Source organism: Micromonospora sp. NPDC050784 (assembly GCF_044456765.1).
In the GTDB taxonomy this organism is placed as follows: domain Bacteria; phylum Actinomycetota; class Actinomycetes; order Mycobacteriales; family Micromonosporaceae; genus Micromonospora; species Micromonospora foliorum.
In genome coordinates, this window is the sequence record NZ_JBITGG010000007.1 from 236177 (window position 1) to 249916 (window position 13740).

The 13740-nt window shown below is 74.6% G+C and carries 11 protein-coding genes; 8 read left to right on the plus strand and 3 right to left on the minus strand.

The window, feature by feature from the left end; all coding sequences use genetic code 11:
- Positions 1-209 precede the first annotated feature (209 nt).
- Positions 210-1256 (plus strand): S1 family peptidase, encoded by a 1047-nt coding sequence (locus ACIBD9_RS12520; RefSeq protein ID WP_396717039.1) that lies wholly within the window; start codon positions 210-212, stop codon positions 1254-1256.
- 94 nt (positions 1257-1350) lie between these two features.
- Here the strand turns inward: ACIBD9_RS12520 and ACIBD9_RS12525 are convergent, their stop codons facing one another.
- Both ACIBD9_RS12525 and ACIBD9_RS12530 read right to left on the minus strand, forming a co-directional pair.
- Positions 1351-1974 carry a DUF998 domain-containing protein gene (locus ACIBD9_RS12525; RefSeq protein WP_396717041.1) on the minus strand — a complete coding sequence of 208 codons (624 nt, stop codon included), beginning with the start codon at positions 1972-1974 and terminating at the stop codon, positions 1351-1353.
- A gap of 104 nt (positions 1975-2078) precedes the next feature.
- Positions 2079-2813 carry a DUF998 domain-containing protein gene (locus ACIBD9_RS12530; RefSeq protein ID WP_396717043.1) on the minus strand — a complete coding sequence of 245 codons (735 nt, stop codon included), beginning with the start codon at positions 2811-2813 and terminating at the stop codon, positions 2079-2081.
- Positions 2814-2967: 154 nt separating this feature from the next.
- Here ACIBD9_RS12530 and aspS point away from each other — a divergent pair, with 154 nt between their 5' ends.
- The 4 genes from aspS (at position 2968) to ACIBD9_RS12550 (ending at position 7705) form a co-directional block, all read left to right on the plus strand.
- Complete coding sequence (aspS, locus tag ACIBD9_RS12535) at positions 2968-4773, plus strand: aspartate--tRNA ligase (protein WP_396717187.1); 1806 nt, start codon at positions 2968-2970, stop codon at positions 4771-4773.
- Between the two features lie 106 nt (positions 4774-4879).
- The gene (locus ACIBD9_RS12540; protein WP_396717045.1) at positions 4880-5692 is read left to right on the plus strand and encodes an SDR family oxidoreductase; all 813 of its coding nucleotides are present in this window, start codon (positions 4880-4882) and stop codon (positions 5690-5692) included.
- A 62-nt stretch (positions 5693-5754) separates the two neighbouring features.
- Positions 5755-6363: an ArsR/SmtB family transcription factor gene (locus tag ACIBD9_RS12545; RefSeq protein ID WP_396717047.1), complete on the plus strand. Its 609-nt coding sequence runs from the start codon at positions 5755-5757 to the stop codon at positions 6361-6363.
- Between the two features lie 55 nt (positions 6364-6418).
- On the plus strand, positions 6419-7705 hold the full coding sequence (locus ACIBD9_RS12550) for an MFS transporter (RefSeq protein ID WP_396717049.1): 1287 nt from the start codon (positions 6419-6421) through the stop codon (positions 7703-7705).
- Between the two features lie 36 nt (positions 7706-7741).
- Here ACIBD9_RS12550 and ACIBD9_RS12555 read toward each other — a convergent pair whose 3' ends face one another.
- Positions 7742-8482: a GNAT family N-acetyltransferase gene (locus ACIBD9_RS12555; RefSeq protein WP_396717051.1), complete on the minus strand. Its 741-nt coding sequence runs from the start codon at positions 8480-8482 to the stop codon at positions 7742-7744.
- A gap of 140 nt (positions 8483-8622) precedes the next feature.
- Here ACIBD9_RS12555 and ACIBD9_RS12560 point away from each other — a divergent pair, with 140 nt between their 5' ends.
- From ACIBD9_RS12560 to ACIBD9_RS12570, 3 genes are all read left to right on the plus strand, one after another.
- Positions 8623-8844 (plus strand): hypothetical protein, encoded by a 222-nt coding sequence (locus tag ACIBD9_RS12560; protein WP_387176450.1) that lies wholly within the window; start codon positions 8623-8625, stop codon positions 8842-8844.
- A 74-nt stretch (positions 8845-8918) separates the two neighbouring features.
- Positions 8919-10457 carry a replication-associated recombination protein A gene (locus ACIBD9_RS12565; protein ID WP_396717053.1) on the plus strand — a complete coding sequence of 513 codons (1539 nt, stop codon included), beginning with the start codon at positions 8919-8921 and terminating at the stop codon, positions 10455-10457.
- 2540 nt (positions 10458-12997) lie between these two features.
- Positions 12998-13693, plus strand: a complete 696-nt coding sequence (locus ACIBD9_RS12570) for a hypothetical protein (protein WP_396717189.1) — start codon at positions 12998-13000, stop codon at positions 13691-13693.
- The last annotated feature ends 47 nt before the right edge of the window (positions 13694-13740 follow it).

The following is a 13740-nucleotide window of genomic DNA, read 5'->3' on the forward strand; positions in this document are numbered from 1 at the left end:
TGTGACGGTGGTTGTTCGCCAGCGTGTCAGGGGTGTTGCGGCCGTGTGGCCGATCATGGTCGGTGAATCCGGGCGAATTCAAGCCTTGTCAATGATCTTAAGTATGTGAATACTTCAGTCTCAGTCGGCCGGTTTCCCCAGATCGGCCGGGTTGCCCTCGGGTCAGCCGCCCCCGGCAGACCCGCTCCCCCGCCCAGGAGGTTTGTTACATGCGACCCACGAGGTCCTCATTCCGCGTTGCGGCCACAGTCGCCGTTTCCGGAACCCTGGTCGTCGGCTCGCTCATCGGCGCGCCCGCCCAGGCCGCTCCTGCCGCGTCGCCCGACGCCGCCGCCGCGATCTCCGCGGAACTCGGCGACCGCTCCGCCGGCTCGTACATCGACGCCAGCGGCAAATCCGTCGTCACGGTCACCGACGCGGCCGCCGCCAGCAAGGCGAGCAAGGCCGGCGCCGTCGTCCGCTACGTCACCCGCGGTGCCGCCGAGCTCAACCGGGCCACGGCCGAGCTGGAGCGCTCCGCCAAGATCCCGGGCACCGCCTGGTGGAGTGACCCGGTCACCAACCAGGTCGTCGTCTCCGTCGACAGCACCGTCACCGGGGCCAAGCTGGAGCGGGTCAAGGCCGCCGCCGCGCGGGCCAACGGCGCGGTCCGGGTCGAGGCCGAGGCCGGCGTGCTGAGCACCCGGATCTCCGGCGGCCAGGCCATCTACGCCGGCGGGGGCGGGCGTTGCTCGCTCGGCTTCAACGTGCGCAGTGGCAGCACCTACTACTTCCTGACGGCCGGGCACTGCACCAACATCTCGGCCAGTTGGTACTCGAACTCCGCCCAGACCGCGCTGATCGGCACCCGTACCGGCACCAGCTTCCCGGGCAACGACTACGGCATCGTGCGGCACAGCAACTCCGCCAACGCCGCCGGCAACGTCTACCTCTACAACGGCAGCTACCAGGACATCACCAGCGCCGGTAACGCCTCCGTCGGCCAGTCGGTGCAGCGCTCCGGCAGCACCACCGGCCTGCGCGGCGGCTCGGTGAACGCGACCAACGCCACGGTGAACTACGCCGAGGGTTCGGTCTCCGGTCTGATCCGCACCAACGTCTGCGCCGAGCCGGGCGACAGCGGCGGCTCGCTCTTCGCCGGCAGCACCGCCCTGGGTATGACCTCCGGTGGTAGCGGCAACTGCCGCACCGGTGGCACGACCTACTTCCAGCCGGTCACCGAGGCGCTCAGCCGTTACGGCGTCAGCGTCTTCTGATCCACGCACCGCTCGCGGGCCGCCGGAACCATCCGGCGGCCCGCGTCGCGTTGCGAGCCACCGGATCCCGCCGACACCGCGAGCGCGACGGGGGTCAGGCGGGCCCGGACGGTCGCGGCCACCGCCGGGAGACCAGCACGGCGGCCAGCGGTACGCCCGCCTCGGCGGCCGCCGCCAGTCGTTCCGTCAGCCCGATCCATGCCCCGTCGGTGAAGAACTCGACGGCGAACCAACCGACCAGCCCGAGGAGGAGCGCCGCCGCGGCGAGCGCCCCCGCGCGTACGGGAGCTGTCAGGTGGCGGTGCTCCCGGTCGGGGGACGGCCTCGCTCGACGGGGCACCGCCAGGGCCGGCCAGACGGCCAACGCCCCGAACGCCACACCGGCGGCCACGGCGTGCGTCGTCGAGTCACCGCCCGCGTTCTGCGGGAACGCGACCAGGACCAGGGTCGCCAGCCCGCCCAGCGCGAGCAGCCCTCGCCCCGCCGGCGCGGCGCTGACCAGGCCGAGCGCGGTCGTCAGGTGACAGAGGCCCAGGCCGGCCAGCCCGATCGTCATGATCCAGCGATGGTCCGTACCCGTGGCGGCGAGCGCGCTGATGGTCTGCCGCACCGGGTCGAACCCGTCGGACTGGGCGGCCTGCGCCAGGGTCCAGCCGCCGACGAGGAACAGCGGTGCGCCACCGGCCGACAGCAGGGCCCAACGGGGAACGGCGGACATCGGGCGATCCTAGCGGTGTGACCGGCGGATCCCCGGCCGCGCACTCGGGCCCGCCAGCGCCGACGCCGGCGGGGGCGACGATGCAGATCAGGTGGGGCGACGGCTCACGGCAGCCGGTCGGGTCGCCCGGGGGCGGGCCCGCTCGGTGGTCCGAGGGGATCCGGGGGTACGACGCCCATGGTCGGCAGGTCCGGGCCGACGCGTACGGTGCCGCCGGCCGACCAGGCGAGGTGCGCCCGCCGGGCGGAGAGGACCGCCAGCAGCGGCCAGAGGGAGACCGCCACCGCCGTCACCCGCTCGGCCAGCCCGGTACGGGACCCACTGGTCACCTCGAAGGTGCACCAGCCGAAGAGCGCGAGCAGCACGAGCGTGGCGCTCAGCCCCACCGCCCGACGGAACGCCCAGGGCGGCTCCGGTCGGGTGGGGTGCTCGGTGTCGTGGCCGCGCGGCAGCCGCAGTGCCGAGCCGGCCGGCCAGAGCACCAGGGCGAGGACGGCCACCGTCGCCGCGATGCCGTGGCTGAGCGACCCGCCGACCGGCGGCCGGGGAAAGGCGACCAGCGCGATGGTGGCCACGCCACCGATCGCGAGCAGGAAGCGGCTGGGCAGCCCGGCCGCGTGCAGGACGGCGGCGACCGACAGGTAACAGCAGCCGAGCAGCACCAGGGCCACCACCATGATCCACGCATCGGTGGCGTCCTGCCCCGCCAGCTCGCTGATGGTGTCCCGGACCGGGTCGTACCCGATGGGTTGTCGGGCCTCCGCCACCGTCCACCCGGCTACCAGCAGCACCGGCGCCGCCGCCGCCGTGGCGACGGCCCAGTTCGGTACGGCGCGCATTTCGCCACGTTAACCGGCGTGGCTGCCGGGGGAGTCGGGTTCGCCGGCCCACCCCACCAGCGAATCGTGCCGGCCTACCGGGTGCCCGGAGGCGGGGCGGTCACCCCTGACAGAATGCGGGTGAGGACTGTTCCACGATGAGGAGTTGCCAGCCGTGATCCGTACCCACAATGCCGGAAGCCTGCGCGCCGCGGACGCCGGCTCGACGGTGACGCTCGCCGGCTGGGTGGCCCGCCGCCGCGACCACGGCGGGGTCATCTTCGTCGACCTGCGCGACGGTTCCGGTGTTGTCCAGGTGGTGTTCCGCGAGGAAGATGCGCACGCGCTGCGCAACGAATTCTGCGTGAAGGTCGTCGGCGAGGTGACCCGCCGCCCGGCCGGCAACGAGAACCCGGAGCTGCCCACCGGCGAGGTCGAGGTGACCGCCGTCGAGCTGGAGGTGCTCTCCGAGGCGGCGCCGCTGCCGTTGCCGGTGGACGACCAGATCGAGGCCGGCGACGACATCCGACTCCGGTACCGCTACCTGGACCTGCGCCGCAGTGGCCCGGCGAACGCGCTGCGGCTGCGCTCGCGCGCCAGCCACCTCGCCCGGGGCGTGCTGCACGAGCGGGACTTCCTGGAGATCGAGACCCCGACGCTGACCCGCTCGACGCCGGAGGGCGCCCGCGACTTCCTGGTGCCGGTGCGCCTGCAGCCCGGCAGCTGGTACGCGCTGCCGCAGTCGCCGCAGCTGTTCAAGCAGCTGCTGATGGTCGGCGGCATGGAGCGGTACTACCAGATCGCCCGCTGCTACCGCGACGAGGACTTCCGCGCCGACCGGCAGCCGGAGTTCACCCAGCTCGACATCGAGATGTCGTTCGTCACCGAGGACGACGTGATCGACCTCGGCGAGGCGATCGTCTCGGCGCTGTGGAAGGACCTGGCCGGGCACGAGATCACCCGACCGATCCCGCGGATCACCTGGCACGACGCGATGGCCCGGTACGGCTCGGACAAGCCGGACCTGCGCTACGGCGTCGAGCTGACCGAGCTGACCGACTACCTGCGCGGCACCGAGTTCCGGGTCTTCGCCGGGGCGATCGACGCGGGCGGCTATGTCGGCGCGGTGGTGATGCCCGGCGGCGCGGCGCAGAGCCGCAAGGAGCTGGACGGCTGGCAGGACTGGGCCAAGGCGCGCGGCGCGCGTGGCCTGGCGTACGTGGTGCTGGACGCCGAGACCGGCGAGGCGCGCGGCCCGGTGGCGAAGAACCTCTCCGCCGAGCACCTGGGCGGGCTCGCCGACGCGGTCGGCGCCAAGCCGGGTGACGCGGTCTTCTTCGCCGCGAGCGCGACCACCCGGGAGGCGCAGGAGCTGCTCGGGGCGGCCCGCGTCGAGATCGCCAAGCGGTCCGGTCTGATCGACGAGAGCGCCTGGGCGTTCTGCTGGGTGGTCGACGCGCCGATGTTCGAGCGCACCGACGAGGGCGGTTGGACGGCCGTGCACCACCCGTTCACCTCGCCGAACGCGGAGTGGGTCGACCGGTTCGAGGAGGCTCCGGACCGCGCCCTGGCCTACGCGTACGACATCGTCTGCAACGGCAACGAGATCGGCGGCGGGTCGATCCGTATCCACCGGGGTGACGTGCAGAAGCGGGTCTTCGACCTGCTCGGCATCACTCCGGAGGAGGCGCAGGACAAGTTCGGCTTCCTGCTGGAGGCGTTCAAGTACGGCGCGCCGCCGCACGGCGGCATCGCCTTCGGCTGGGACCGGGTCTGCATGCTGCTCGCCGGTGCCGACTCGATCCGTGAGGTCATCGCCTTCCCGAAGACCCGCGGCGGCTTCGACCCGCTGACCAGCGCCCCCACCCCGATCACCGCCCAGCAGCGCCTTGAGGCCGGCATCGACGCCAAGCCCAAGCCCCCGGCCACCGCCCACACCGGAACGGCCGGCCCCGCAGCCCCGGTAGCAGACCCGGTCTGACCGCACCACCTCCCGCCCGTTTGCTTGGTTGATCAAGAGGTTTGCGTCATCATCGCCCCGCGAGATGACGCAAACCTCTTGATCGTTGGTGGGGGAGTGGGCTGGGATGCGGGTGCTTGTTGTCGGGGGTAGTGGATTTCTGGGGCGCGAGGTTTGTCGGCGGGGCCTCGGGCTTGGTTGGTCGGTTGTCGGGACGTTCCACTCCGGTGAGATCGCCGTGCCGGGTGTCGTGGCACGGCGGCTGGACGTGACCGACAGGTCCGCCGTGCGCGCGCTGGTCGCCGAGGTGCGGCCGGACGCCGTGGTCGGAACCCCCTACCGGTACGGGGACTGGGCGGTCACCGCCGACGGGGCCGCGCACGTGGCGCTCGCCGCCGCCGAGGTGGGCGCCCGGCTGGTGCACGTGTCCAGCGACGCGCTGCACGCCGGACGACCCGTGCCGTACGCCGATGACGAACCACCCACGCCGGTGCACGCGTACGGTGCCGCGAAGGCCGCGGCCGAGACCGCGGTGCGGGCGATCGACCCGGGCGCGGCCCTGGTGCGGACCTCCCTGATCGTCGGGGAGGGCAGCAAGCAGATCCAGCTCTGCCGGGACGCGCTCGCCGGCCGGGCCACCCTGTTCAGCGACGAACTGCGCTGCCCGATCGACGTCACCGACCTGGCCGACGCGGTGCTGGAGCTGGTCGCCGCGTCGTGCGCCGGTCTGCTGAACGTGGCCGGCCCGGACGCGGTCAGCCGAGCCGAGCTGGGCCTGCTGGTCGCCGAGCGGGACGGCCTGGACCCGGCCGGGTTGAAGACCACCACCAGTGCGGCCAGCGGCCTGGTCCGCCCCCTGGACGTACGCCTGGACTCCACCCGGGCCGCCGCCCTGCTGCGCACCCGGCTGCGCGGAGTACGCGAAGTTCTCGCCCACTAACCTTGCACACTTTCTATGCACAAGTCTTGTGCACAGAAAGTGTGCAGAGATAGTGTGCACTCATGGCGAACGACAAGGACACCCCTCGGCCGGCGCCGGTCGAGGTACGCATCGACAAACGGCAGGTCCGGGTGCTGGCGCACCCGCTGCGAATGCGGCTGGTCGGGGCGTTGCGCGTGAAGGGACCCGCCACCGCCACCACCCTCGCCGAGATGCTCGGTACCAACACCGGCGCGACCAGCTACCACCTGCGCCAACTCGCCGAGGTCGGGTTGGTCGTCGAGGATCCCGACCGGGGCAGCGGGCGGCAGCGCTGGTGGCAGGCGGCGCACGACGTCACCAACTGGGAAGTGACCGACTTCGACGACGACCCCGACGCCCGGGCCGCGATCGAGTGGATCCAGGGCGACCAGGTGCGTCTCCTCGCCGAGACCGCCGACCGCTGGTTCGCCACCCAGCACGAGTGGTCTCCCGCCTGGCGGGACGGGTTCGGCATGAGCGACATCTTCATGACCATCCCGCCGGCCCGGCTGGAGGAACTCAAGGCGGAGGTGTGGCAGGTGCTGGAGCGCTACCACCGTGAGGCCGAGCCTGATGCCTTCGCCGACCCGGACGCCCGCCCGGTGCAGGTCTTCCTGGCCGCCTACCCGCTGCGAGAGGAATACCAGTGAGCGCGATGAGTGAGCCGGTTTTGCGAGCCCCGCGGTCGCGAACAGAGGTGGCGTCGTGAGCGCGCTGACCGTACGCCAGGTTCGGCGTCGTTACCTCACGCTCTACGGCCTGCGGTGGCTGCCGACGGGTCTGATGATCCCGGTGATGATCCTGCTTATGCAGGAGCGCGGCCTGTCGTTGCCGCAGATCGGTCTGGTCGGCACGGCGCAGGGGCTGCTGGTGCTGGCGCTGGAGTTGCCCACCGGCGGGCTCGCCGACGCACTCGGTCGTCGGCCGGTGCTGCTCGCCGCCGGGGTGCTCAACCTCGCCTCACTGGCGCTGTTCGCGGTGGCCGACTCGTTCGTGCTGTTCTTCGTGGTCTGGGCCCTACAGGGCATCTACCGAGCGTTGGACAGCGGCCCGTTGGAGTCCTGGTACGTCGACGCCACCCTGGCCGCCGACCCGGAGGCCGAGTACGAGCGCGGCCTCGGGTACGCCGGCACCGTCATCGGCGGGGCGATCGGCGGCGGCGCGCTGCTCAGCGGTGGTCTCATCGCGCTCGGTCCGCTCGGACCGGTCAGCGCGCTCACGGTGCCCGTGCTGGCCGCCATCGTCGCGCAGGCGGCGGCGCTCGTCGCGTTGGTCGTGCTGCTGGTCGAGGAGCGGCCGGCCACCGGGTTCGCGGCGCTGCGGGCCTCGGTGGTCCAGGCGCCCCGGATGATCGGCCAGGCCGTCGGGCTGCTGCGTCGCTCCCGGGTGCTGCTGGCGTTGGTGGCCGTCGAGCTGTTCTGGGGCTTCGGCATGGTCACCTTCGAGTCGCTGCTGCCGGTTCGGCTCGCCGAGGTGATCGGCAATCCGGAACGCGCCGCGGCGCTGCTCGGGCCGGCGAACTCGGCCGCCTGGCTCGCCTCGGCCGCCGGGGCGGCACTGACTCCACTGCTGCTGCGCTGGTTCGGCGCCGCGCCGGGTGCGGCCCTGCTGCGCATCCTGCAGGGCGTGACGGTGGTCGGGATGGGGTTGTTCGCCGGGCCGGTCGGCGTGCTGGTGGCCTACCTGGCCTGCTACGCCGTGCACGGCGCGTCCAACCCGTTGCACAGTGGGCTGCTGCACCGGCAGGTCGACGGCCCGTACCGGACCAGCGTGCTCTCGCTGAACTCGATGATGGCGCAGCCAGCCGGCGCGCTCGGCGGGGTGGTGCTGACCGCGCTCGCCGCCGCCACAAGCATCAGCACCGCGATGGTGGTCGGCGCGGTGGTGTTGGCCGTCGCCGCCCCGCTGTACCTGCCCGCCTGGCTGGCCGGCCGCCGGGCCGCCCCGGTTGTGGAGCCGACCGCGGTCCCGGTTCCCGCCGCCGACCGTTGAGTGGGGCCCCTTGTGCGCAAAAGGCCCTCCCGCCGGTCAGGCGAGGCGGATCGAGCTGAGTGGGAGGGTGTTGGTGAAGCCGAGCCGACGGTAGAGCCGCGCCGCACCGACGTTGTCCGTGTAGACGCCGAGTCCCACGGTGTCGTGGCGTGCCAGCAGCGCTCGGGTCATCCCCGCGGTCAGGGACGCGCCCAGCCCGCGACCTCGCTGGTCGGGGGCGACGGTCAGGCCGGCGAGGAAGCCGATGTCACCCTGGCTGCGGTCCGCGCCGCACGCCACCAACCGGTCGCCGGCCCGGATGCCGTACCAGTCGACCACCCGTGGGTCGCCCGGACGGGAGGTGCTGCTGGGGAACGACTCTTCGACCAGCGCCGCCAGTGCCGGCTGGTCGGCGTCGGTGAGGCGTACCACCGACCGCTCGTCCGGCTGCGTCGGCGGCGAGGTGTCGGTCCAGTGGAAGTCCCAGTCGCTGTGCTCGGCCACCGGCAGCCGGTCGACCAGCCGCCCGCGGTCGTGTCGAGGCAGGTGCAGCCGCTGTCCAGGCTGGAGCACCCCGTCAGCGGCGAGCGCGACACAGATCTCCAGCGCCGGTTCGGCCAGGCCGATCGCGCAGCCGGCCGGGCCGTGCTCGGGCGGCACCAGCCACAGCACGACGCCATCGCGCTGGTACGCGCGCGCCGGCACGGACCGTTTGAGCGCGTGCCGGGCGAACGGGTGGTGGCCGACGGCGGCCAGGATGGCGCTCCGGTCCTGGAGCCCCCGGTCGTCGATGATCATGCGGTCCAGCCTAGGAGTCGGGGGTCGATCGCCCGCGCCGGGCCGTCGCGGCGTGGCCACCTCCACCGTGGAGATTGACGAGTCGACCGATTGGGTACATCACGCGCCGACCTACTGGGAACCCCCACCGGAGGACCGACATGCTCGCCATCCTGGCCGCGATTGTCTTCGGCTTCGCCCTGCTCATCGATCTGCTCGACACCAACTTCGGCGCACCCGACCTGTTCAACTGGAACACCCTCGTACTCATCGGGCTACTCCTGCTCTCGCTCTACCTGGCCGGCGTGGGCAGCGGCCCGCGCGGCGGCGGCGCCGGTGGCGGTGGCCGTTGGTACCGGGGCCGTCGCCCCGGGCGTGGCTGACCGGAACCGATCACCGGTGGCGGGCCCGTGGCGCGATTCCGGCGTCGCGGGCCCGGCCCGGTACTGTCTTCGTGATGGAGTCCGACGCCCTCTTCTCCCTCGGTGAACCCGCCGGGTCGCGCAGCGCGCCCGACGGTCCCGCCGGTGTCGACGGCTTCACCGCGGTGGCCGACGATTCGCCCCTGCCCGTCCGGATGCGCCCGGTGACCCTCGACGAGCTGGTCGGGCAGGAGCACCTGCTCGCTCCCGGCGCGCCCCTGCGGCAACTGGTCTCCGGCGGGGCTCCGATGTCGGTGATCCTCTGGGGCCCGCCGGGCAGCGGCAAGACCACCATCGCGCACCTGGTGGCCGGGGCGACCGACCGCCGCTTCGTCGCAATGTCGGCGCTCTCCGCCGGCGTGAAGGACGTACGGGCGGTGATCGAGGCGGCTCGCCGCCAGCGCCGTTCCGGCGGCCCGCAGACCGTGCTCTTCATCGACGAGGTGCACCGGTTCAGCAAGACCCAACAGGATTCCCTGCTCGCCGCCGTCGAGGACCGCACGGTCACCCTGCTGGCGGCGACCACCGAGAACCCGTACTTCTCGATCATCTCACCGCTGCTGTCGCGGTGCGTGCTGCTCACCCTGCAACCGTTGGACGACGAGGCGGTGCGGGGTCTGCTGCGCCGCGCGGTCGCCGACAAGCGTGGTCTGGACGGGGCGCTCGCCCTGACCACCGAGGCCGAGGACCACCTGGTTCGGCTGGCCGCCGGCGACGTCCGTAAGGCACTCACCGCCCTGGAGGCGGCGGCGGCCTCCGCCACGGCCCTCGGCGGCGGGCGGATCGACCTGGCCACCGCCGAGCAGGCGGTCGACGTGGCGGCGGTGCGCTACGACCGTGACGGCGACGCCCACTACGACGTGGTCAGCGCCTTCATCAAGAGCATGCGCGGCTCGGACGTGGACGCGGCGGTGCACTGGCTGGCCCGCATGCTGGTGGCCGGTGAGGACGCCCGGTTCATCGCCCGCCGTCTGGTCATCTTCGCCAGCGAGGACGTGGGCATGGCCGACCCCGGGGCGTTGAGCGTCGCGACCGCCGCCGCGCACGCGGTCGAGTACGTCGGGCTGCCCGAGGCGCAGCTCAACCTCGCCCAGGCGGTGATCCACCTGGCCACCGCGCCCAAGTCGAACTCGGCCACCACCGCCATCGGCGCCGCGATCGCCGACGTTCGGGCCGGTCGCGGCGGCCCGGTGCCGCGAGGGCTACGCGACGCGCACTACGCCGGCGCCCGCGGCCTGGGCCACGGGACCGGCTACCGCTACCCGCACGACGACCAGCGCGGCGTGGTCACCCAGCAGTACGTCCCGGACGACCTGGTGGGCACGGACTACTACCAGCCCAGCCCGCACGGCGCGGAGCGGTCGGTGGCCAGCCGGCTGCCGCTGCTGCGCCGGATCGTGCGTGGTCTGCCGGCCCCGGCCACCCGCCCGGAGACGCCGACATCCGAGCCGTCCGTAACGGCGCAGACCGCGCCAGCGCTATCCCCGGGGGCCCCCCGTCCGACGACGGGCACGGGCGCCCCCGGCACGATGCAGGACAGCGGCACCGACGCCGCAGGAGAGGGTCAACAGTGAGATCGCGTGGTGGGGACCGCCCGGACGAGGGCCCGGACGAGCGGCGCGATCCCCGCGCCAAGACCCGCCGTTGGGGTCGCGGACGGGCGGCTGAGCCCGAGCCGGAGGAGCCGGTCGCCGGCGAGGAGTTCGGCTGGATCGACGACCTGCGCTCGGCCAAGCAGCAACGCACCGAGCTCGGCCCGGACGGCGCACCGGCGGAGCCGAACCGGCCCCGCGGGGGCATGCCGCCGGCAGACCCGGCCGGGCCGCCGGCACAGTCCACCCCGCGTACGCCGGCGGAGCCGGCCGGTGCCCGCGGCAGTGGGCCGGAGTCCTCGGCGCCGCCGGCCCCGCGCCAGGGTGAGCCGGGCGGTGCCGCCACTCGTCGACCGGTCGACGGCCCATGGCCGGGGGAGACGCCGCCAGCGGGCGCGCGCCGCCCCGATGACCGGCCACCCGCCGCACCCGGGCAGCCACCGCGCCGCGGGGTGCAGCCGGTGCCCGGCGCCCGCGCTGCCGTACCACCGTCGCCGCCCACCGCTCGTCCGGGCGGAGGTGACCCGGCCGGCCCGCAGGGACCTCGCCCGGCACCCGACGCGCCGGGCGGCCCGATCCGTGCTCGCGGTGCGGCGGCCCCTCCCGGCCCACCCGTGGGCCCACCGACCTCAGGCGCGCCGGTCGGTCGCCGCCCGGACGCCGCTTCGCCGGGCCGTCGTCCGGACGCCGCTGTTCCGCCGGGCCGCCATCAGGACCCCGCCGCACCCGGCGGGCACCCGGACGCGATGCCGCCGCTGCGCCGTCCGGACGCGGGCTCGCCGGGCCGCCGGCCCGGTCCGGAACAGCCGGTCGAGCCGGGGCGTGCCCTGCCGGCCACCGACGGCCCGCCCGCCGGTCGACGCGCCGCCGGCCCGACCACCGACCCGGCGCGGGCCGCCGGAGCGCCCGCCGCCCCCGGCCCGGCCCGTTTCGACGGCGCTCCGGCTGGCGTCGTGCCGCCGACCGCGGAGGGACTGCGGCCCGACCCCGCCATCGATCATGACCCGCGCACCGCCCGGCGTCGCCCAGGCCCGGCCGACCCGGGTGCACCCGAGCCCACCGGGCGACGCGCGTCCGAGCGTCCCCGTCCGGCAGCCGGCGGGCGTCGCCGCGCCGCGGAACCGGACGAGCCGGTGGTGCCGCGTTCGGGCAACGCCCCATCGGTGCCCCGCTCGGGCAACGCGCCACCCGTGCCCCGCGCGGGCAACGCGACGTCGGTGCCCGAGGCGACCGGCGCGCACAGCGGCGCCATGCCCACCACCGGCCCCGCCGATGGCACCGGCCGTCGCCGGGTCGTCTCCGACGAACCGGAACGCCGAACGCCGCCCGGCGGCGAGCCCCGCCCGGACCGGCCGGACCGCCCGGAGCGGCCCGCGGACTGGCTCCGCCAGGCCGGCCGCCTGCCGCACACCGACCCTGGCCTGCCGGTGGTCAATCGCCGAGACGGCAGCCCGCCGGCCGCAGGTCGCCGTCCGGCGCCGCCCGCCGGGCCAGTAGACCTCGCCGACCAGGCGTCCGGTCGGCTCGCCGTGCCGGACCCGGCCGCGGAGCGCACCGCCGCCCGCCGCCCCACCGGCCCGCCGGTCGACCCGGGCGCGGACGCGCCGACGGGTCGTCGCGCCGTCCGGCCCGACGCGTCGGGATCCACCGGCGAGCACGGGCAGCCCTATCCGCCGACCCCCGGTGAACGGCCCGCCCACGGGCGGGGCGCGGCGGCAGTACCCGCTGGCGACCCCACCGGCCGGCGCGGCCGCGCCGTGGCGGGGCCCGGCCCGGACGCACCGCCCACCCCGGACCCAACCGGCCGACGGCGTCGTCCGTCAGCCGAGCCCGGCCCCGACGGTACGGCCGGTCCCGGTCGACCCGGACCGGCGAGTGACCACGGCGACGACCCGTACGCCGGTGGACGAGCCGCCCCCGGTGCTGGTCCCGCGGTTCGGGGTGCTGCCCGCGCCGCCGCACCCGGTCGGGCCCGGCCCATTCCCGGCGAAGCGCCGGCACCCGGCACCGGGCGCCGTGGCGCTGATGGCCCACCGCGCACCGGCCCGGGTGCCGAGACGGCACCCCGGGACGCGACCCGGCCGGACGGTCCGGCTCGTGCGGCGGTGCCGCCGGGTGTGGATGGTCCGCCGCGTTCGCGTCCGGACGGTCCGGCTCGTGCGGCGGTTCCGCCGGGTGTGGATGGTCCGCCACGTGCACGTCCGGACGGTCCGGCTCGCGCCGCCGTCCGCCCACCCGGCGGGCAGCCGCCCACCGACGACCGGACGACCGGTGAACCGGGGCCGGCCGGTCCGGCCCGCGGTGGCGCGCCGGTCGGCCGACCCTCTCCGGCCGACCGTGCCGCCGGACGCGCCCTGCCTCCGCACCGGGAGCCCGGTCGTGCCGAGCCGAGCGGCGTCGCGCCCGTGCCGCCACCCGGCCGCGGCGGCGAGCCGGTCGGCGTGGCCCGCGCCGCCGTCGTGGTGCCCTCCGCGTCCGGCCCGGTGGAGCGGCCGGCACCGGAGCCCTCCGACGGACCGGCGCTGCGCTCGGCCGGTCAGGACGCGCCGGAGGACGACGCCGCGGCCGGCGCCCGTTCCGAGGAGCGTCGGGAGACCCGTGAACGACGGCGCCTGCGTGCGGCGGTGTTGGTGCTGGTCAGCGTCGTGCTGCTCGGCGCGGTGCCGCTCTTCTTCGGCATCCGGACGCTGAGCCGCGACCCGGTCTTCGACAACCTGGACCAGCTCAGCGTGCCCGGCTGGGCGGCCGCGAAGACGGTCGACGATGTCAGCGGCAGCCGGTGGTGCCTGCTCGACTGCCGGCTTCGTGAGCGCACCGTGACCTCGGAGAAGGCGCCCAAGGAGACGGCGCAGGTCTACGAGGACGCGCTGCGCCAGGACGGGTGGCGGCCCTGGAAGGTGAACCGCTGCCCGGAGCAGCAGACGAAGGGCAGCTACACCTGCTGGCGTCGCGACGAGCTGACCCTCGACCTGTGGGTACGCGAGCCGACCTGTGTGCCGCCGCCGGTCGACGGCGAGCCGGCAGTCGTGCCGTCCGGCGACCCGTCGGCCGCTGCGACCGAGTGCACCGGCTCGTTGGTGTCGGTGAAGGTGCGCAACGCGATCGACGACGAGCGGACCAGGCCGCAGCCGACCACCGACCCGTCACTGACCGGTGAGGATCCGTTCCCGACGGTCAGTGCCGATCCGTTGGGTGAGCTGACACCCTCACCGTCCTGAGCCGGTCTCCATCACGGACGGTAGGGTCTGGGGCTGGCGGGCACGCC

What these genes read in the sequence shown, in the direction of transcription:
- ACIBD9_RS12565 (WP_396717053.1), top strand. Translation starts at nt 8,919, where the DNA reads ATGGAGTCCGACGCCCTCTTCTCCCTCGGTGAACCCGCCGGGTCGCGC.
- ACIBD9_RS12530 (WP_396717043.1), bottom strand. Translation starts at nt 2,813, where the DNA reads ATGCGCGCCGTACCGAACTGGGCCGTCGCCACGGCGGCGGCGGCGCCG.
- ACIBD9_RS12525 (WP_396717041.1), bottom strand. Translation starts at nt 1,974, where the DNA reads ATGTCCGCCGTTCCCCGTTGGGCCCTGCTGTCGGCCGGTGGCGCACCG.
- ACIBD9_RS12555 (WP_396717051.1), bottom strand. Translation starts at nt 8,482, where the DNA reads ATGATCATCGACGACCGGGGGCTCCAGGACCGGAGCGCCATCCTGGCC.
- ACIBD9_RS12540 (WP_396717045.1), top strand. Translation starts at nt 4,880, where the DNA reads ATGCGGGTGCTTGTTGTCGGGGGTAGTGGATTTCTGGGGCGCGAGGTT.
- ACIBD9_RS12560 (WP_387176450.1), top strand. Translation starts at nt 8,623, where the DNA reads ATGCTCGCCATCCTGGCCGCGATTGTCTTCGGCTTCGCCCTGCTCATC.
- ACIBD9_RS12520 (WP_396717039.1), top strand. Translation starts at nt 210, where the DNA reads ATGCGACCCACGAGGTCCTCATTCCGCGTTGCGGCCACAGTCGCCGTT.
- ACIBD9_RS12545 (WP_396717047.1), top strand. Translation starts at nt 5,755, where the DNA reads ATGGCGAACGACAAGGACACCCCTCGGCCGGCGCCGGTCGAGGTACGC.